This is a genomic window from Neorhizobium sp. USDA 3394 (genome assembly GCF_056280385.1).
In genome coordinates this window covers 1,533,170-1,550,159 of the sequence record NZ_JBWCDU010000002.1, presented here as the reverse complement: position 1 = coordinate 1,550,159, position 16,990 = coordinate 1,533,170, and the positions used below count along the sequence as shown (strand labels likewise).

Annotated in this window: 16 protein-coding genes; 6 read left to right on the top strand and 10 right to left on the bottom strand. The window is 61.0% G+C overall.

Annotated elements, in window-relative coordinates; all coding sequences use genetic code 11:
- Positions 1 to 194: 194 nt before the first annotated feature.
- Entirely contained in the window at positions 195 to 1,478 is a 1,284-nt protein-coding gene (locus ACZ9EJ_RS28915) for an MFS transporter (RefSeq protein ID WP_046642064.1), read from the bottom strand.
- A 198-nt stretch (positions 1,479 to 1,676) separates the two neighbouring features.
- On the bottom strand, positions 1,677 to 2,132 hold the full coding sequence (locus tag ACZ9EJ_RS28910) for a MarR family winged helix-turn-helix transcriptional regulator (protein ID WP_046642065.1): 456 nt from the start codon (positions 2,130 to 2,132) through the stop codon (positions 1,677 to 1,679).
- 206 nt (positions 2,133 to 2,338) lie between these two features.
- Here ACZ9EJ_RS28910 and ACZ9EJ_RS28905 point away from each other — a divergent pair, with 206 nt between their 5' ends.
- Genes ACZ9EJ_RS28905 through ACZ9EJ_RS28885 form a run of 5 tightly spaced genes read left to right on the top strand, consistent with a single transcriptional unit; the run spans position 2,339 to position 7,101 of the window.
- Entirely contained in the window at positions 2,339 to 2,878 is a 540-nt protein-coding gene (locus ACZ9EJ_RS28905) for a flavin reductase family protein (RefSeq protein WP_046627573.1), read from the top strand.
- 10 nt (positions 2,879 to 2,888) lie between these two features.
- Positions 2,889 to 4,121 carry a flavin-dependent monooxygenase gene (locus tag ACZ9EJ_RS28900; protein WP_046642066.1) on the top strand — a complete coding sequence of 411 codons (1,233 nt, stop codon included), beginning with the start codon at positions 2,889 to 2,891 and terminating at the stop codon, positions 4,119 to 4,121.
- A gap of 41 nt (positions 4,122 to 4,162) precedes the next feature.
- A complete protein-coding gene (gene tsdA / locus ACZ9EJ_RS28895; protein ID WP_046642067.1) occupies positions 4,163 to 5,143 on the top strand; it encodes a gamma-resorcylate decarboxylase in 981 nt (326 codons plus the stop codon).
- Between the two features lie 31 nt (positions 5,144 to 5,174).
- Positions 5,175 to 6,233 carry a maleylacetate reductase gene (locus ACZ9EJ_RS28890; RefSeq protein WP_046642068.1) on the top strand — a complete coding sequence of 353 codons (1,059 nt, stop codon included), beginning with the start codon at positions 5,175 to 5,177 and terminating at the stop codon, positions 6,231 to 6,233.
- Positions 6,234 to 6,252: 19 nt separating this feature from the next.
- Complete coding sequence (locus ACZ9EJ_RS28885) at positions 6,253 to 7,101, top strand: dioxygenase family protein (RefSeq protein ID WP_046642069.1); 849 nt, start codon at positions 6,253 to 6,255, stop codon at positions 7,099 to 7,101.
- A gap of 153 nt (positions 7,102 to 7,254) precedes the next feature.
- Here ACZ9EJ_RS28885 and ACZ9EJ_RS28880 read toward each other — a convergent pair whose 3' ends face one another.
- The 7 genes from ACZ9EJ_RS28880 to iolG all read right to left on the bottom strand — a co-directional run bounded on the left by ACZ9EJ_RS28880 (position 7,255) and on the right by iolG (position 13,323).
- Positions 7,255 to 8,043 (bottom strand): TIM barrel protein, encoded by a 789-nt coding sequence (locus ACZ9EJ_RS28880; protein WP_046642070.1) that lies wholly within the window; start codon positions 8,041 to 8,043, stop codon positions 7,255 to 7,257.
- 113 nt (positions 8,044 to 8,156) lie between these two features.
- Entirely contained in the window at positions 8,157 to 8,927 is a 771-nt protein-coding gene (locus ACZ9EJ_RS28875) for a Gfo/Idh/MocA family protein (RefSeq protein WP_476100326.1), read from the bottom strand.
- Positions 8,891 to 9,295: a Gfo/Idh/MocA family protein gene (locus ACZ9EJ_RS28870; protein WP_476100324.1), complete on the bottom strand. Its 405-nt coding sequence runs from the start codon at positions 9,293 to 9,295 to the stop codon at positions 8,891 to 8,893. Before ACZ9EJ_RS28870 ends, ACZ9EJ_RS28875 begins: the two co-directional genes overlap by 37 nt.
- Before the next feature lie 11 nt (positions 9,296 to 9,306).
- Entirely contained in the window at positions 9,307 to 10,086 is a 780-nt protein-coding gene (locus ACZ9EJ_RS28865; protein WP_046627559.1) for an ATP-binding cassette domain-containing protein, read from the bottom strand.
- A gap of 1 nt (position 10,087) precedes the next feature.
- Complete coding sequence (locus tag ACZ9EJ_RS28860) at positions 10,088 to 11,194, bottom strand: ABC transporter permease (protein ID WP_046642072.1); 1,107 nt, start codon at positions 11,192 to 11,194, stop codon at positions 10,088 to 10,090.
- A gap of 66 nt (positions 11,195 to 11,260) precedes the next feature.
- The gene (locus tag ACZ9EJ_RS28855; RefSeq protein WP_046642073.1) at positions 11,261 to 12,184 is read right to left on the bottom strand and encodes a sugar ABC transporter substrate-binding protein; all 924 of its coding nucleotides are present in this window, start codon (positions 12,182 to 12,184) and stop codon (positions 11,261 to 11,263) included.
- 146 nt (positions 12,185 to 12,330) lie between these two features.
- Positions 12,331 to 13,323, bottom strand: a complete 993-nt coding sequence (iolG, locus tag ACZ9EJ_RS28850) for an inositol 2-dehydrogenase (RefSeq protein ID WP_046642074.1) — start codon at positions 13,321 to 13,323, stop codon at positions 12,331 to 12,333.
- 166 nt (positions 13,324 to 13,489) lie between these two features.
- Between iolG and ACZ9EJ_RS28845 the strand changes: the two genes are divergently transcribed.
- Positions 13,490 to 14,512: a LacI family DNA-binding transcriptional regulator gene (locus ACZ9EJ_RS28845; protein WP_046642075.1), complete on the top strand. Its 1,023-nt coding sequence runs from the start codon at positions 13,490 to 13,492 to the stop codon at positions 14,510 to 14,512.
- Between the two features lie 401 nt (positions 14,513 to 14,913).
- Here ACZ9EJ_RS28845 and ACZ9EJ_RS28840 read toward each other — a convergent pair whose 3' ends face one another.
- Positions 14,914 to 16,908: a PhoX family protein gene (locus ACZ9EJ_RS28840; RefSeq protein WP_046642076.1), complete on the bottom strand. Its 1,995-nt coding sequence runs from the start codon at positions 16,906 to 16,908 to the stop codon at positions 14,914 to 14,916.
- Positions 16,909 to 16,990 lie beyond the last annotated feature (82 nt).

Here is a 16,990-nt window from a genome sequence, read left to right as displayed (position 1 = left end):
CAATCGAACCCGGGTCGACAAGATCGGCATAATAGAGGATGAAACCGCACCTCTGCCGGTATCGTTGTGCGTCCTTGCCGATCGCGCGGCTGACAGAAGAGTAAAAGGCGGCTTGCGAGAAGCCGCCTTTTACATTGATAGGTTCAATACCTGCAGAATTGCTTGCCTTTGACCTGCCGACATCCCGGCGAGATTCAGGCAGCCTTTTTCTTGTACATCAGTGTAGCCAGAGCCAGAACGCAGCCCACCGCGCCGACGGTCGCGAAAATGTAGAAGTTCCATTGCGGTGCAAGTCCTGCTCCCAGGACGGCACCGCCGATGGCGGGCCCGATCATCCCCCCGACGCGACCGATGCCCAGCGAAAAGCCAAGGCCAGTGCCGCGGATCTCGACCGGGTAGAGATTCCCGACCAGGACATTGGCTAGAATCTGGGTTCCGATCGTTCCGGTTCCAGCCAGCGCGACCAGACCGTAGACCTGAAGGCCCTGGCCTACCTGGGTCAACATCCAGATCGAGCATGCGCCGAGGAGAAACATTCCCGCCACGACGATCTTGACGTTTCCGAGGTCGGCAATTCTCGCGCCGATCAGCAGACCGATTGCCGCGCCAAGATTGAGCGTGACGGAGAAGAGAAGGGCGGAGCCGAGGTCGTAGCCCATCTTGTTCATGATGGTCGGCAGCCAGTTCACCATGCCGAATGTAAGCAGAAGCGAACAGAAATGGATGCCCCAGGCGTTCAGTGTCGGCAGCAGGCGGCCTTCGGAAAACAGCGACTTTATGCCTGCCTGACGCAGAGCGGCAGGGCTTGGACTGGGATTGGGCAGCCCATACTGATTGGCTATCCGATTGGCTTCTGCCTGGCGGTTCTTGGTCGCCAGCCATTCAGGCGATTCCGGAAGGAGGCGCAGGAACAGCGGAAGAAGCAAGACGGGTGCGCCGCCGATGATCATCAGCACGCGCCAACCGTAGGTCTCGATCAGCAGAATGCCGAGAATGCCCGAGATGATGCCACCGGCGAGATAACCGAGAAGAGCCGTCGAGTAGGCCATGGCTTTCCGCCTGGGCGGAGAAAACTCGATGATCAAGGCGGTTACCGTCGGAAACAGCGCGCCGAGGCCAAGACCGGCGAGAAAACGTGTTCCTTCGAAAATCAGGAAGCTCGGAGCCAAACCGCTGCCGATCATCATCACCGAAAAACTGAAGAGGCTCCCGATTATGACTTTGCGGCGGCCGATCCTGTCGGCAAGGGTTCCGGCAATCAGGGCGCCGAGCAGCATGCCGAACAGGGTGATTGACGCGGCTCTTCCGACCATGCCGGGCGTCAGAGCCCAGCTTCCTTCTCGAAGCAGCGAAGGTGCAACCGCACCATAAACGATAAGGTCATAGCCATCGAAAAGGATCAACAGGCCGCACAGGGCGATGATCATATTCGGGCTGCGGACGCGTTCCTTGGTGATAGCGACATCTTGTATGGTCATTTTTCCTCCCCATACATTTGAGTACAGGAAGTACGCTCCCGCCATCGGCAGGCCAGCATCGATCCATGTACAAATCCTCCGGTTCGTCGTCGGCGTGTTTCCTCCCACACCGGGCCCTCATCCAGAAAAGAGATGATGCCAGGACAACGATTGACGTCCCATTAGATACTTGCAGATAAAATATTTGCAAGTGCAAATTTACTGGTCGCTGGTTTTCCCTTTGCCGGACATGGCCGGCAGATTGCTGTGCATCCGCTTCAATGCACTTTTCAGGGCGCTGACCTCCTCTTTGGACATGCCCTGCACAGCCGTGGCCTCGAGTTCCATGGCAAGCGGCATCAGCTTTTCAGTCAGGGCCTCTCCCTGTGGGGTCAACCGAACGATGACGATACGGCCATTGTCCTCGGGACGGGTTCTGGAGACCAGCTTGCGTTTCGCCAGCGTGCCGACGAGTCGCGAAAGGGTGGAGATCTCAACCGAGACGACGTCGGCAAGGTCGCCAAGCGTGCTTTCCTTGCGCTCCCTCAACATTGCCAACACTCGATACATGGCGACGCTGAGATCGTTCTCGGCAATTCGTTGTGAGAAGACCTCGGCGATGCGCACGCCCGCACGGTTGAGCAGGTAGGGAACTGAATCGGTAAGTTTGTACATGTCTCAGTCTGCTGGCGAAATGTCGTGTGCGGCTGACCGCGGCTTGTCTCGACATGCACCTAAATAGCCGAAATGACAACACGAGCCGCTGAATCACTTTGCAAAAAGGAGCAGCGTTGCACGAGAAAATGCTCGAATCAAAAAATTGCATTGACAATAGTTGCGTTTGCAATAATTTTAGAGCCAAGGAGACTCGGGAGGAACTCATGTCTGCCACAGCTGCCGCCGGCCCTATGCCGGCAATTCCGCCAATCAGCGATGCGTTTCGCGCGACCATGCGCAGGTTTCCGGCGACGGTCACCGTGATATCCGCCTGCCGTAACGGAACCGACCACGGCATGACCGCAACGGCGGTGACATCGCTTTCCATGGACCCACCGTCGCTGATTATCTGCCTGAACAACCGCACTTATCTGCACGACATGCTGCTGGAAGTGCCTGAATTTGCCGTCAGCGTTTTGACGCGCGAACAGGTTTCCGTATCGGAAGGGTTCAGCGGAAAGATCGCTCCGGAACGTCGGTTCGAAGCGGGCGATTGGGTTCGCCACGAACGGGGCATGATGATCCTGGATTCGGCCCATGCCGCCGTGATTTGCCGTCGCATGGGTGCCGTTCCCTATGGAACCCATACGATCTTCATCGGCCAGGTGATGGACACCCGTCTTTCCGACAATACCACCCCGCTAATGTATGAAAACTCGAATTATTGCGCGCCACAGCACGCGCCTTTCACTTCCCATAACTGAAGGCAGTTCCATGAACAGTACAGCAGCCTTGTTTCCCGCTTCGATGCGGGTGGAAAACGCATGTCTTGCCACGCGTATCGCGCCGGTTCTGGATGAGATCCGCGCGACCGCTCGTGATACCGAGAAAGCGGGGCGCGTGCCGGCCCGCAATATCGACCTGCTGCGCGGCGTCGGGTATTTCGATATTGTCAAGCCTGCCCGTTTCGGCGGCGACCAGGGTTCCTTCGCAGAGCTTGTCGATGCCAATATCGAACTGTCGTCGGCCTGCGCCTCGACCGGCTGGGTTGCGGGACTTCTCTCCGCGCATCAGTGGCTTCTTGCGATGTTCGACGAACGGGTTCAGCAGGAAGTCTGGGGCACGAACCCCGATGCACTTATTTGCGGTTCCTATGCGCCGACGCGCATGGCGGAGCAGATGGAGGGCGGGTTTCGCCTTTCCGGCGACTGGGCCTTTGCGAGCGGTTGCGAAAATGCGCAGTGGGCATTGTGCGCTGCCATTATCCCGCCAAAAATCGAAGGAGAGCGCGCCATCCCGTCCTTTCTCCTGGTGCCTGCCAGCGATTACACGATCGCCGAGACCTGGGATGTCGTCGGCCTGGCCGGCACCGGTTCCAAGAGCCTGATCCTGAAAGACGTCTACGTGCCCGAGCACCGTATCCTGGCTTTCCCGGATGCCACCGCGGGCAGGACGCCGGGCGGGCGGGGATACGAGGGCATCGGCCTTTTCAACATTCCGCTCCTCATGGGAATTCCGTTTTGCCTCGGCAGCGCTGCCATCGGCGCCGCGAAAGGCGCGTTGACAAGCTATCTCGACCATATGGGCACGCGGATCACGCGCGGCGCCGTCGCCGGGGGCAACAACAAGATCGCTGAGTTTCCGACCATCCAGCTGAGGGTGGCAGAGGCATCGGCATCTATCGATGCAGCTCGCGAAATCATGCTGCGTGACGTGGCGTGGGCACAGCAGCTTGCACAGGCACGCGAAAACGGCACGGCCGAGATTACCGAGGAAGACAGAATTCTGGCACGGCGCACGCAGTCCTTCGCCGTCAGCCTGTCTCTTCAGGCGGTCGAAGCCTTGAACGCCTCCACGGGCGGTCTCGGTCTCCAGATGTCCAACCCCGTCCAGCGGGCATGGCGGGATGCGAATGCCGTCGGACGCCACATTTCGATGAATTGGGACGCCGTTGGGACCATGGTCGGCCAGCATCTCTTAGGTCTGCCGCCCAAGGGTCAGTACTGACCCGTACACATCCATTCCAGATCTGAGAAAGAGAGAGTATCGTGCAAGGTAAAATAGCGCTTGAAGAACACTTCGCCATTCCCGACACGCTGCAGGATTCAGCAGGTTTCGTGCCTGGAGACTACTGGACCGAACTATCGGCCCGCCTTCTGGACATACAGGACAAGCGCCTGCGGCTGATGGATGCCCATGGCATCGAAAAGATGATCCTTTCCCTGAACGCTCCGGCTGTGCAGGCTATCCCGGACAAGGCCAAGGCTCTGGAGATCTCCCGCCGCGCCAACGATTTCCTGGCGGAGCAATGCCTGAAGAACCCCAACCGCTTTCTGGGTTTCGCGGCTCTCCCCCTGCAGGATCCGGATGCGGCGATACAGGAACTGCAACGCTGCGTAACGACCATGGGCTTCGTCGGCGCGCTGGTGAACGGGTTTTCGCAGGAAGGCGACGGCTCGACTCCGCTTTACTACGACCTGCCGCAATACCGTCCGTTCTGGGCCGAGACGGCAAAGCTCAACGTTCCCTTCTATCTCCACCCGCGCAATCCTTTGCCGCAGGACAGCCGGATCTATGCCGGCCATTCGTGGCTGATGGGCCCGACCTGGGCCTTCGCACAGGAAACCGCCGTGCACGCGCTGCGGCTCATGGGGTCCGGCCTCTTTGACGAGCATCCCGGCCTGCGCATCATTGTCGGTCACATGGGCGAGGGATTGCCTTATATGATGTGGCGGATCGACAACCGAAATGCTTGGGTCAAGGTCGAAAAGAGCTATCCCGCCAAGCGCCGCATCGTCGATTATTTCAACGAGAACTTCTACATTACCACGTCGGGTAATTTCCGAACCCAGTCGCTGATCGACGCCATGCTGGAAATCGGCGCCGACAGGATTCTGTTCTCTGCCGACTGGCCGTTCGAGAATATCGACCACGCCGCCGACTGGTTTGATAGCGCCACGATCTCGGAGGCAGACCGCCTGAAGATCGGCAGGACCAACGCGCTTTCGCTGTTCAAGCTCGATCGTTGAACATGGCGCAATCAAGAGGGAGTCGACGGGTGTGGTAGCGTCCTTCCAATACAATATCGGTCCGGCGAGGATCATTTTCGGACCCGGCTCGCTTGGCCAGCTCGCCGATGCAATCACGGGGCAGGGCTGCAAGCGCGCCCTGATCCTGTCCACCCCGCATCAAAACACGGACGCCAGAGATATTGCGGCCGCGCTTGGCCCGCTTTCGGCCGGCCTGTTTACGGATGCCACGATGCACACGCCGGTCGACGTGACCGAACGGGCGATGGAAACTTATCGTGCCGCCGCAGCCGATTGCGTCGTCTCCTTCGGGGGCGGATCGACGATCGGCCTCGGGAAAGCGATCGCCTTTCGCAACGACGCGCCCCAGATCGTGGTAGCGACGACTTATGCCGGCTCGGAAGTGACGCCGATCCTCGGCCAGACGGAGAACGGCGAAAAGACGACCATCCGGGCCGCCAGCATACTGCCCGAGGTCGTCATTTACGATCCCGAATTGACCGTCGGGTTGCCGGTCGCGATGAGCGTGAGCAGCGGCCTCAATGCGATGGCCCATGCCGTAGAAGGTCTTTACGCACGGGATCGCAATCCGGTCTCCTCGATGATGGCCATGGAGGGTCTGCGCGCCCTGAAGCAGGCATTGCCGCGGATTCTGAACGAAGCGCAGGATCTCGGCGCGCGCGGGGACGCACTCTATGGAGCGTGGCTTTGCGGGACGGTGCTTGGCACCGTTGGCATGGCCCTGCACCACAAACTCTGCCATACGCTTGGCGGCAGCTTCGACCTTCCGCATTCGGAAACCCATGCGATCGTGCTTGCGCACTCGGCCGCCTACAACGCCCAGGCGGCGGCAGATGAGTTGAAGCCGGCGGCCGACCTCTTCGGCGGCTCGCTGGGAGCCGGGCTTTACGACTTTGCCGCGTCGGTCAAAGCTCCCATGGCGTTGAGAGATATCGGTATGAAGGAAGCCGATCTTGACCGTGCAGCCGATCTGGCCACCCGCAACCCGTATTGGAACCCGCGCCCCATAGAGCGCGAGGCGATCCGCGCCCTGCTGCAAAACGCCTGGGAGGGCGCGCGACCGCAATAACGCGTTAGGAGGACTTTCAATGTCTCGATATTTCAGCGAGGAGAAATCCGCAGAAGCGGTCAACGGACGCATGGCCCCGGACATAGCGCCACGACTGGCGGAGGTCATGGCGTCGCTTGTCACGCATTTGCATGCCTTTGCAAAGGATGTCAGCCTTACCCAGCAGGAGTGGGAGATGGCAATCAGCTTCCTCACCCGGACAGGCCGTCTTTGTCACGACGAGCGGCAGGAGTTCATCCTGCTGAGCGATACGTTGGGTTTTTCCATGCTGGTCGATGCCATCAATAATCGCCGGCCCGATGGGGCAACCGAAAACACTGTATTCGGTCCGTTTCACGTCGAAGGAGCGCCACTGCGCCAGATGGGAGAGACGATCTCCCTGGACGGCAGGGGCGAGAGTTGTCTTTTCACCGGCCGCGTGCTGGATCTTGACGGCCAGCCAGTCGAGGGTGCGCGGATCGATGTGTGGTCGGACAATTCCGATGGGTTCTACGACGTCCAGCAGCCGGACATTCAACCAAAATGGAACAATCGCGGGATTTTCGTGACGGGCGACGACGGCGCCTATAGTTTCGTCGGCATCAAGCCGGTCTCCTACCCGATCCCCGAGGACGGCCCGGTCGGCCAGATGTTGAGATCGCTGGGCCGCCACCCATATCGCCCCGCCCATACCCACTATCTGATCACCGCGGAGGGATACCAGAAGCTCGTCACCCACACGTTTGTCGGAGACGATCCCTATCTGGAGTCGGATGCGGTCTTCGGGGTGAAAGACAGCCTGATCGCTCCCTTCGAGCGGATTGACGAAGTGACGATCTGGCGCTCCGGTTTCGACTTTGTCCTGACGCCCCTGGATCACCACCGATGACCGCAGACCCCCGGGTTCGGCCGGGGCGATGCCAGCGCCGTGTTCCGACACCGGCCGGAAGGGAGCGCCAGCCGGCACGATCCCGCCGGCAACGCGAACTCGCCAGTGGCAGAAACAGGAACGGCTCCAAGCAGGGCAGGGAGGGGAAATATCCTAGCTGCGAAGGGTAAACGCAGCGCGAAATGCCTCGAGGGCAATTTCCGGATCGCCCTTTGCGAAAGCCTCCATGCCGACGGGCCCACGATAACCCATTTCGTGGAGCGCGCGCGCTATCATCGGGTAATTGACCTCGCCGGTACCTGGCTCGCACCGACCGGGCACATCGGCCACCTGCACCTCGCCGATCCATGGGAGGCAGGCACGGCAGGTTTCGATCAGGTTACCCTCGCCGATCTGCGCGTGATAGAGGTCGAGGTTGAGGCGTAGACGCGGACGGTTGACCGACGCGATGAGAGCCAAGGTATCCTCGGCACGTCCGAACGGCGTGCCGGGATGATCGACCGGCAGGTTGAGGTTTTCCAGTGTGAAGACAACGTCTTCCTCTTCCGCCATGTCTGCGATGCGGCAAAGCGTGTCCCTTGCCTTCAGCCACATCCGTCCTGTCACCACATCGCTGGGTCGGACCGGAAGCCCGCCTTCGCCAAGCCCGGTCCCATGCAGGTTAAGGCGCGCGACGCCGAGCCGCTTGCCGACCATGGCCGTCTCGCGCGCGGAACGCAGCAGTTCGTCGGCGCCCTCGTCGTCTGCAAGCCGGCCGGTAAGATAGCCGTTCATGATCGAGAACGTCGCCCCCGATCTCTCCAGCGCGGCGAGATCGTGGTCCGGCCAGTTCCATAGGCCGACCTGAAAGCCCAGTTCAGTCAGCCGCGCACAGCGCCACTCGATCGGCTTGTCGCGCCAGAGCATTTCCGCACAGGCGGCGAGCGTGAAGGGTTGATCCATGTTTACTCTCTCGATTGTTGTGGGGCGAAAGAAGGTTCATCTTCAATCCGGCCTGGCGCTGCCGCAGGCGGCGTCGGCAAGCGTGCCGGATGGCGATGACATCGCGCGCTCCTTCACGTTTCCAGCCTCTCGATCCGGATGACGGCGCCCTTCGAGGTAGCCATGGCGTGAATGATCTTCTCGATGTCGAGCCCTTGGGCGAAATCGGGGCCTGCGTTCGGACCGCCGGCGATCGCCACGAGCAGGTCGCGCGCCTCGACCACCTTCTGCTCGTTGAAGCCGAAATTGTGTCCCGGCGCCGGACAGAAGGCGGAAAAGTCCGGTTGCCCGGGTCCGGTCAGATGACGCACGAATCCGGCCTCGCCGGCGCGATGCACCCACAATTCGTTCATGTTCTCCTGATCGAACACGATCGTGCCGTCGCTGCCGTGCACCTCCCATTGCAGCCGGCACTTGCGGCCCCGTGCCACGCGGGAAGTGGCGAACGAGCCCTGCGCGCCCGAGGCGAAGCGCAGGAGCGCCAGCGCACTGTCCTCGTTCTCGACCCGTTTCGGCCCATCTGGAGACGGACGCGTGGGGATGGTGACCTGGGTCTGGGCGACCACTTCGCTGACCGGGCCCATCAACGCCAGCATATGGCTCACGAGGTGGCAGCCAAGGTCGCCGAGCGCACCCAGTCCGCCACCCTCGTGAGTCATCCGCCAGGACCACGGGAGGAGCGGGTCGGCAGAATAGTCTTCGTCATAGACGCCGCGGAAGGCGACCGGCCTGCCGATCGCGCCGTCGCGGATCAGCTCGCGTGCCGCCTGGAAGGCCGGGCTCCTGAGATAATTGTAACCGAGGATGGTCACCTGGCCCGGATGTGTGGCCGCCGTTGCCGCCATCGCCTCGGCTCGGCGTCTGCGAGGGTTAGCGCCATCGGCTTTTCCAGCCACACGTGCTTACCGGCCCTGAGCGCCGCCTCGGCCATCGGGCGGTGCATGCCGTTCGGGGCCGTGATCGAGACGATGTCAACCTTCGGATCGGTTACCGCTTCCTCCCAGAGCGCCGTGGCGCGGGCAAAGCCGAACTGGCGGGCGAAGGCCTCGGCACTCTGCGGCGTGGCATCCGAGAGGATCTCGAGCCGGTGATGCGCGCCGCCGAATACTGCGGCGACGTTGCGCCAGGCCATGGCGTGGCACTTGCCCATGAAGCCCGTGCCGATGAGCGCCACTCCGAGCGGATGTTGGGGCAGTGAGGACGATTTATCCATACGGGGTTGCCTCAGATCGTTCCGCCGAGCGAGCCTTCGAGCTCGGCCATTTCCTGACCGCCGGCCATCAGGTCCTGTAGCTGGGCAGCAGTGATTTCGCCGCGCGTAGCGGTGCCGAGCGTCTGACCGCGGTTGAGCACGGTGAAGCGGTCGCCCACCGCAAGCGCATGGCGGACGTTGTGGGAGATGAACACCACGCCTATTCCCTGGGCACGCACGCGTTTGATGGTCGCAAGCACATTGGCGGTCTGCCGCACGCCAAGCGCCGAGGTCGGCTCGTCGAGGATCAGCACCTTGGCTCCGAAATAGACGGCGCGGGCAATCGCCACCGTCTGCCGCTCACCCCCCGAAAGCGTACCGACCGCCTGGTCGGGGCCGCGCAGGTTGATGCCCATCTTGCGCATTTCTGCCATGGTGATCTCGTTGGCGGCGTCGATATCGAAGCGCTTGAACAGGCCGCGTCCCTTGGTCGGCTCGCGTCCCATGAAGAAGTTGCGGGTCACGGACATCAGCGGGATCATGGCGAGATCCTGGAACACCGTGGCGATGCCGGCTTCCATGGCGTCCCGCGGGCTGTCGAAGGAAAGCGGTCTTCCCTCGAAAGTGATGGAGCCCTCGGTCGGCTTGTGCACGCCCGACATGGTCTTGATGAAGGTCGATTTGCCGGCGCCGTTGTCTCCGAGCAGGCAATGGCATTCTCCGGCGCGGAGGTCGAAGGTGACCCCATTGAGCGCGATGACGTTGCCGTAGTGCTTTTTGATGTTTTCCATATGGATGATTGGGGCGGACATCTCAGCGCTCTCCGGTCACACGTCGGCGGATGACGTTGTTGAAGATCACGGCGAGCAGCAGCATCGCGCCGAGGAACACCTGGAACCAGTCCTGATCGAAGCGGGTATAGGTCAGCCCGATGGTGACCATGCCGAAGATGATCGCACCGAAGAAGGCACCGATCGCGGAACCGTAGCCGCCGGTCAGAAGGCAGCCGCCGATGACCGCGGCGATGATCGCCTCGAACTCCTTCATGAAGCCGCGGCGGGCGTCCGTGGAACCGGCATCGATCACAGTGATGATGGCAACAAGCGCGGCGGCCATCGCCGTCAGCATGAACAGCGAGATCTTGACCCGACGAACGGGTACCCCGGAATTCTGCGCCGCCAGGGCGTCACCGCCAGTGGCGAAGATCCAGTTGCCGGCTGGCGTGCGCAGCAGGACATAGGTTGCGACCAGCGCGAAGGCGATAAACCAGATAATCTCGACCGGGATGCCCGGTACTTTGGGCACGCCGGATTTGAAGCTGTCGACAAGACCCGCCTTTGCCAGCCATGTCAGGACAAATCCGAAGGCATCGCCGGAAAAGATCGGCGCCAGGAAATCGCCCTCCACCGCTTCGCGGATGCCGCGCAGCTGGGTCGAACCGCCGGTGAAGATTTTCAGGCCGACCAGTGATGCGCCCCGCAGCACGAAAAGACCGGCGAGCGTGACGATGAAGGAAGGCAGCCCGGTGCGCAGCACGATCAGCCCGTTGGTGACGCCAAGCGCCGCGGCGAGCCCCATTGTCAACGGTATTGCGATGATGAGCGGCATGCCGACATTGACGACGAAGACGCCAAAGACCATGCCCGCAAAGGCGACCATCGAGCCGATCGACAAATCGAATTCGCCGCCGATCATCAGCATGGCCGCGGCGATGCCGAGAATGCCAAGCTGTGCGGCCGGCGTCATGAAGTTCATGATCCCGGATAGCGTGAACATGGTGCGGTCTGCGGTCAGGAAAAAGAACACGGTGACGAGAACGACCCCTCCGATCGCTCCCAGTTCCGGCCGCTTCATGAGTTTCGTTGCGAAGGACTCGGTTTTGATCCGTTCGTCCGCTCGCGACAGCGTTTCTGTCGACATTGACCTGTCTCCTGATCGGTGGCCGAGCCGCGACGTGGAACGCTGCGGCCCGGCAATCAACTGCGGTTAGCGGATGCCCTTGGCCGAAAGATCGATGACCTTGGCGGCAGCCTCCTTGGTCACGAGGTTCGGCCCGGACGGAACGTCGCCACCCGGAACAAGGCCATACTGCGCATTGAGCGCGAGGAAGGCGACTGGCAGATAACCCTGCAGGAACTGCTGCTGGTCGATGGCGAATGCCGCCTTGCCGTCCGCGACGAACTTGAGGAAGCCGGCCGAAAGGTCGAAGGTGGAGATCAATACGCTGTTGCGTCCGACCGCCTGCGCTGCCTTAACGCTGGGCTCGCCGACGAGCGAGGCGTTGAGCGCCAAGATTACATTGAGGTCCGGGTCGGATTCCAGCGCGGCGCGCACCTTGGCCTCGACTTCCGCCGGATCGTTGCTGGTGGGGAGTACTTTGACAGTCTTGCCGAAGCCTTCCTTGAAGCCGGCGCAACGCAGGTCGAGCGAAACGTTGCCGACTTCCTGGTTGACGCAAATAGCCTTTTTTCCGCCCAGCTCGGCAAGCTTCTGGCCGGCGATCTTTCCGGCGTCGAATTCCGATTGACCAACATGCAGCAACGCGCCGAGTTTGTGCGCGACATCCGACCCGGAATTCATGGATATGACCGGAATGCCGGCAGCAACTGCGCGCTTGATCGCCGGACCCAGCGCGTCGCCATCAGGAATCGAGACGACGAGGCCGTCGGGGTCCTGGTTGACGGCGGCGTCGATCATCTGGCCCATCTGGACCATGTCGAAGGTTTCGGGCGAGCGGAACTGGACTCTAACGCCTGTATCCTTGGCAGCCTTTTCGACGCCGTTTTTCACCACCGACCAGAACGGATCGTTCGCCTGGCCGTGAGCCACGACGATGATGTCGGTCGCAAGGGCCGGACCGGCCATGGCGACGACCGCGGCGATGGCAACGGATGCTAATAATTTCTTCATGCTAACCTCCCGATTAAGTTCCCCTTGAACGTCACTCCCGTACGTCCATTCCTCCGGCCAAGCAGGCCGGAACCGAAAGCCGGTGGCGACACCTCCCGTGTGCCACGGCAATGCTTGGGCGATGGCCCGGCCACCGCCCTAAATGCTTAAAGCGCCAGATCGACCGATTGGCCCGACCGTGCCGACTGGGTCGCAGCCTCGGCCATCGCCAGCGCCGCAACGCCATCCGCCAGTGTCACCGGGATGGGGGCACCGTCGAGAATGGCGCGCAGGAAGGCATCCCATTCCGCGGCATAGGCACGCATGTAGCGCTCGAGGAAAAAGAACTCCGGCTTGGCACTTGTGACGCCGGCCGTCGTCGCCTTTGACACCGTGTTTTCGAGTACGTTTGCGGCCGACAGCAGTCCCTCGGCGCCCAGCAATTCGACGCGCTGGTCATAACCGTAGACGGCGCGACGGCTGTTTTTGATAACCGCGATGCGCCCGTCGGCATAGGTCAGCGTCACGACGGCGGTATCGACGTCGCCGGCTGCGCCGATCTCGGGATCGACAATCGACGTGCCGACCGCGTGAACGGTCTTCGGCGCATCTCCCATCAAGAAATTCGCCATGTCGAAGTCGTGGATCATCATGTCGCGAAACAGCCCGCCAGACACCTTTATATAGCTGACCGGTGGGGGCGCCGGGTCAAACGAGGTAATCGAAAGCAATTCCGGCTTGCCGATTTCGCCGGCGTCCAATGCCGCCTTGATGCTTGCGAAATTCGGGTCGAAGCGACGGTTAAAGCCGATCATGACTGGAACACCGGTGGCCGAAGCCACCGCCAGGCATGCCTTGGCTCGTTGCAGCGAGAGATCCACCGGCTTTTCGCAAAGCACCGCTTTGCCGGCCTTCGCTGCCTTCTCGATCAAGTCGGAATGGGTATCAGTAGAGGTCGCGATCAGCACGGCATCGATCGAGGTGTCCTTGAGGATCGCCTCGGAACTTATTGCTTTCGCACCGTAGGAACTGGCCAGGGACTGCGCAGCCTCTTCGTTGACGTCCGATACCGCGACCAGTTCGCTCCTGGCATGACCCGCAATATTAATGGCATGCACACGGCCAATGCGGCCGGCACCCAGCAATCCAATTCTCAGCACTGATATCCTCCTGAAAGCGGCCTCCCGCCGCCTTGAAACGGACTATCTCCACATTTGCTCGCGCGAGCAAGAAAAATCTGCTCTCGCGAGCAAAAAAGGTGGGATAGATGAAAAAGGCGCTATCAATGGAGGCTAAATCAATCCAGAACAGAGGCGGGAGATCGGAATGCCAAACGAAAAGAGACCCCCTTTTGCCGAAAACGTGACGGCGGACGATGTCGCAATCGCCGCAGGCGTGTCGCGCTGGACGGTCAATCGCGCCTTCCGCAAAGATGCATCCATCTCGCCGAAAAGCCTCCAGAAGGTGATGGTTGCGGCAGAGCGCCTCGGCTATCTGCCTGATCTGCGTGCCGCAAGCCTCGCCTCGGACCGATCCAATCTGGTGGCGCTGCTGATCGACGACTTCGCCAACCCGCACAAGCTGGTCATGATGGAACGCCTCACCCGGATCCTGCGGCGCGAGGGCTGGGACATCCTGCTGGTAAACACGCTGGATAGAGACGATGCTGGCCATGCTCTGCTGAACGCAAGCCAGCGGCGTGTCGACGCGGTCATCCTGATCGGCATCCAGTTTGACGACGACGTACTGGAAACCGCGCTCCAGGCTCGACGCTTCCGCAAGCTGATCGTTTTTGCCCGCAGTTCGGAAAATCCGAACACCATCTCGATCGCGGTCGATGATGTCGGAGCAATGACGGAACTGGCGCGTTACGTGCACCAACGCGGATACCGGCGCCCTCTGTTCCTTGCAGGGCCGCAAAGCCATTCGGCCCATCTGCTCCGGAAGGAAACATTCCTCGAATATTGGGGAAAACATTTCTCCTTCCAACCCGAGGCGGTGACAGTCCCTGCCTATGATCCCGCGCTGGCCGCAACTATCGCGATGGAAACGTTAAGCCGTCGCGGCCCATCAGACTTGCCGGATGTTATCGTTTGCGAGAATGACGCACTTGCAATGGGGGCAAGTGACGTCATTCGGCACAAGCTGGGACTGGAAATCCCCAAGGATATCGCCATTACCGGCTTTGACGATGTGCCCCAGGCGGACAATCCAAACTACCGCCTTACCACCTATCGGCAGCCCCTTACGGAAATGGTTGAATACCTCGTCAAAGTTCTGGCGGATCCGGAAGAGCGGGATCTCAATCGTCTTTTCACCGGAAGATTGATACCGCGACACAGCGCTTAAGTACCATGCGGGGTTAAAAAGCATTGAGAGACTGCCGCATCGTATGACTGCGAACAGCTGCGACGGTCGGCATATGAATGTCGAACGGCTTCATGCAAAGGGTGCTATCGAGGCCCCCCTTGGCAGTCTTTGTGCGACCCCAGCTTGCACAGAGTGTGTGGCGGCAGCTCTTCCCTTATCCAGGATAACCCACGCTCAGGGCTGCGACCGACCAAGCCACCAGATACCGCGGCAAATGAGGGACGGAGGCAAGGAACGGAAATCGTTGGGGCGCAAGGGGAGGGACGTGTTGTCCGTTGCCGGGATGCAGCCGGGATGATGCACTCACCCCGGCCGGCATTTACAGCCAGGCGGCAGCCTCGCTGCCGCTCTCTTTGCGGCTCTATACCGCGCTGATGGCGTCAGACGGCAATCTTGCCGCCACCCGCCTTGGTGATTGCAACGACTGCGGGCCGCACTGGCATGTCGGGCTTGAAATCCGGCCAGCGGGTGGAAAGGTCCTCGTAGTAGGACGGACGACCATGGCCCGGCCAGTCCTCGCCGCCATCGCCAGGATGCTGAACGGCGACGAAGGCGGTCTCGTCATCCGGCGTAAAAAGCGGGCCGCACATTTCGGCGCCGACCGGCACGCGGAAGAACAGTTTCGAGGTGGCGCGCGCCGCCCCTTCGGTATCGACGGCCCAGAGACCGTCCGTTCGGCCGGTCGCCTTGTTGTTGTTGCCGTCGGTCGAGACCCAGAGCCGGCCGGCGGAATCGACGGCGCAGTTATCCGGCATGCCGAACCAGCCGTTCTTGGTGGTCTCGGTGGAGAAGGTCGCGCCGACCGCCGCAACGGAAGGATCGCCGCACTTCAGAAGCACTTCCCACTTGCCGGAGGTCGCGGTGAAATCGCCGTCGTTTTCGGCGATCTCGATGATGTGGCCAAAGGCGTTTTCTGCGCGCGGATTGGCGGCATTTACCTGGTCGGCCTTGCGGCGGGTGTTGTTGGTCAGCATCACGTAGACCTTGCCGTTGACGCCGTTCGGCTGGACGTCTTCCGGCCGGTCCATTTTCGTGGCTCCGAGCACGTCGCCCGCGCGCCGACACTCGATCAAGACGTCCGCCTGGCTGTTAAATCCATTGGCGGCGGTCAGCGGCCCCTGTCCGTGGATCATCGGCAGCCACTGCATGGTGCCGTCCTCGTTGAACTTGGCGACATATAGCGTTCCGTTGTCCAGCAGGTTCATGTTGGCTGCGCGGTCGTTCGGGTTGAACGTGCCTTCGGTCACGAACTTGTAGACATAGTCGAACCGTTCGTCGTCACCGAGATAGAAGACGACCTTGCCGTTCTTGGCGACGATCGATTCGGCACCTTCGTGCTTGGTGCGGCCGAGCGCGGTGCGCTTTTTCGGGGTGGAGGCCGGGTCCATGACATCGACCTCGACGATCCAGCCGAAGCGGTTCGGTTCGTTCGGCTCCTTGGAAAGATCGTAGCGGTCGTAGAAATTGGCCCATTCGTAGCCGCCTTCCGGAACGCCGTAACGCTTGTAGTTGGCGGTTTCCTTGTGACCTTCCGGCAGCTTGCCGGAGAAATAGCCATGGAAATTCTCTTCCGCCATGATGTAGGTGCCCCACGGGGTGACACCGCCGGCACAGTTGTTGATCGTGCCGATGGCGCGTGTGCCGGTCGCATCGACATTGGTCTTCAGGCGGTCGTTGCCGGCGGCCGGGCCGGTAATTTCCATCGGTGTATTGGCCGTGATACGGCGGTTGTATTTGCCGTCGGTAACGACCTGCCACTTGCCGCCGACCTTGCGGATTTCGACGATGGTGCCGCCATGGGCCGCCATTTCGACATCCACCTGCTCCTTGCTGAGCGCGCCCTGCTTGATCTTGCCATCCACGACCTTGACGAGGCCCGGGAACATCAAGTGCGGGTTGGTGTATTCGTGGTTGACAACGAGAAGGCCGTGTTCGGTCGAACCTTCGAGCGGAATGTAGCCGACATAGTCGTTGTTGTAGCCGAACTGCTTGCTCTGGGCATCGGCCGTCTGCCTGGTCGGATCGAATTCCGGTGCGCCGGGCAGCACGGCATCGCCCCAGCGCAGCAGGATATCGGCGTCATAACCGTCTGCGACGTGGTGCTTAGCGTCAACGCCGGCTTCCACTTCGGTGAACTTGAAAGCGGAGCCGCCCTTGTTCTGGGCGCGCGCCTCGTCGGCGCTCATGAGAGCGACGGGGCTGACTGTGGCCGCGATCGCCGAGACGGCGAGCGAGCCCTGCAGAAAATTCCGGCGTGAGAAACGCTTGCCGATGATTTCACCCATGGTCGGGTTGACGCTCGTGTTGTGGCCGTCTCCATCCGCGTCTTCAAGCTGAGTCGTTGGGAATATCTTCTGGGAACTGTGCTCGTTCATTGGCTCGCCTCTAAGTTAGGATTTGCCCCAAGTATGGAGTCATTCTAACCTAAGGTTACGGTATTACAGATATGCGACAGGC

Coding starts and splice junctions, on each gene's coding strand:
- ACZ9EJ_RS28915 (WP_046642064.1), bottom strand. CDS start 1,478: ATGACCATACAAGATGTCGCTATCACCAAGGAACGCGTCCGCAGCCCG.
- ACZ9EJ_RS28910 (WP_046642065.1), bottom strand. CDS start 2,132: ATGTACAAACTTACCGATTCAGTTCCCTACCTGCTCAACCGTGCGGGC.
- ACZ9EJ_RS28905 (WP_046627573.1), top strand. CDS start 2,339: ATGTCTGCCACAGCTGCCGCCGGCCCTATGCCGGCAATTCCGCCAATC.
- ACZ9EJ_RS28900 (WP_046642066.1), top strand. CDS start 2,889: ATGAACAGTACAGCAGCCTTGTTTCCCGCTTCGATGCGGGTGGAAAAC.
- ACZ9EJ_RS28885 (WP_046642069.1), top strand. CDS start 6,253: ATGTCTCGATATTTCAGCGAGGAGAAATCCGCAGAAGCGGTCAACGGA.
- ACZ9EJ_RS28880 (WP_046642070.1), bottom strand. CDS start 8,043: ATGGATCAACCCTTCACGCTCGCCGCCTGTGCGGAAATGCTCTGGCGC.
- ACZ9EJ_RS28875 (WP_476100326.1), bottom strand. CDS start 8,927: ATGGCGGCAACGGCGGCCACACATCCGGGCCAGGTGACCATCCTCGGT.
- ACZ9EJ_RS28870 (WP_476100324.1), bottom strand. CDS start 9,295: ATGGATAAATCGTCCTCACTGCCCCAACATCCGCTCGGAGTGGCGCTC.
- ACZ9EJ_RS28865 (WP_046627559.1), bottom strand. CDS start 10,086: ATGTCCGCCCCAATCATCCATATGGAAAACATCAAAAAGCACTACGGC.
- ACZ9EJ_RS28860 (WP_046642072.1), bottom strand. CDS start 11,194: ATGTCGACAGAAACGCTGTCGCGAGCGGACGAACGGATCAAAACCGAG.
- ACZ9EJ_RS28855 (WP_046642073.1), bottom strand. CDS start 12,184: ATGAAGAAATTATTAGCATCCGTTGCCATCGCCGCGGTCGTCGCCATG.
- ACZ9EJ_RS28845 (WP_046642075.1), top strand. CDS start 13,490: ATGCCAAACGAAAAGAGACCCCCTTTTGCCGAAAACGTGACGGCGGAC.
- ACZ9EJ_RS28840 (WP_046642076.1), bottom strand. CDS start 16,908: ATGAACGAGCACAGTTCCCAGAAGATATTCCCAACGACTCAGCTTGAA.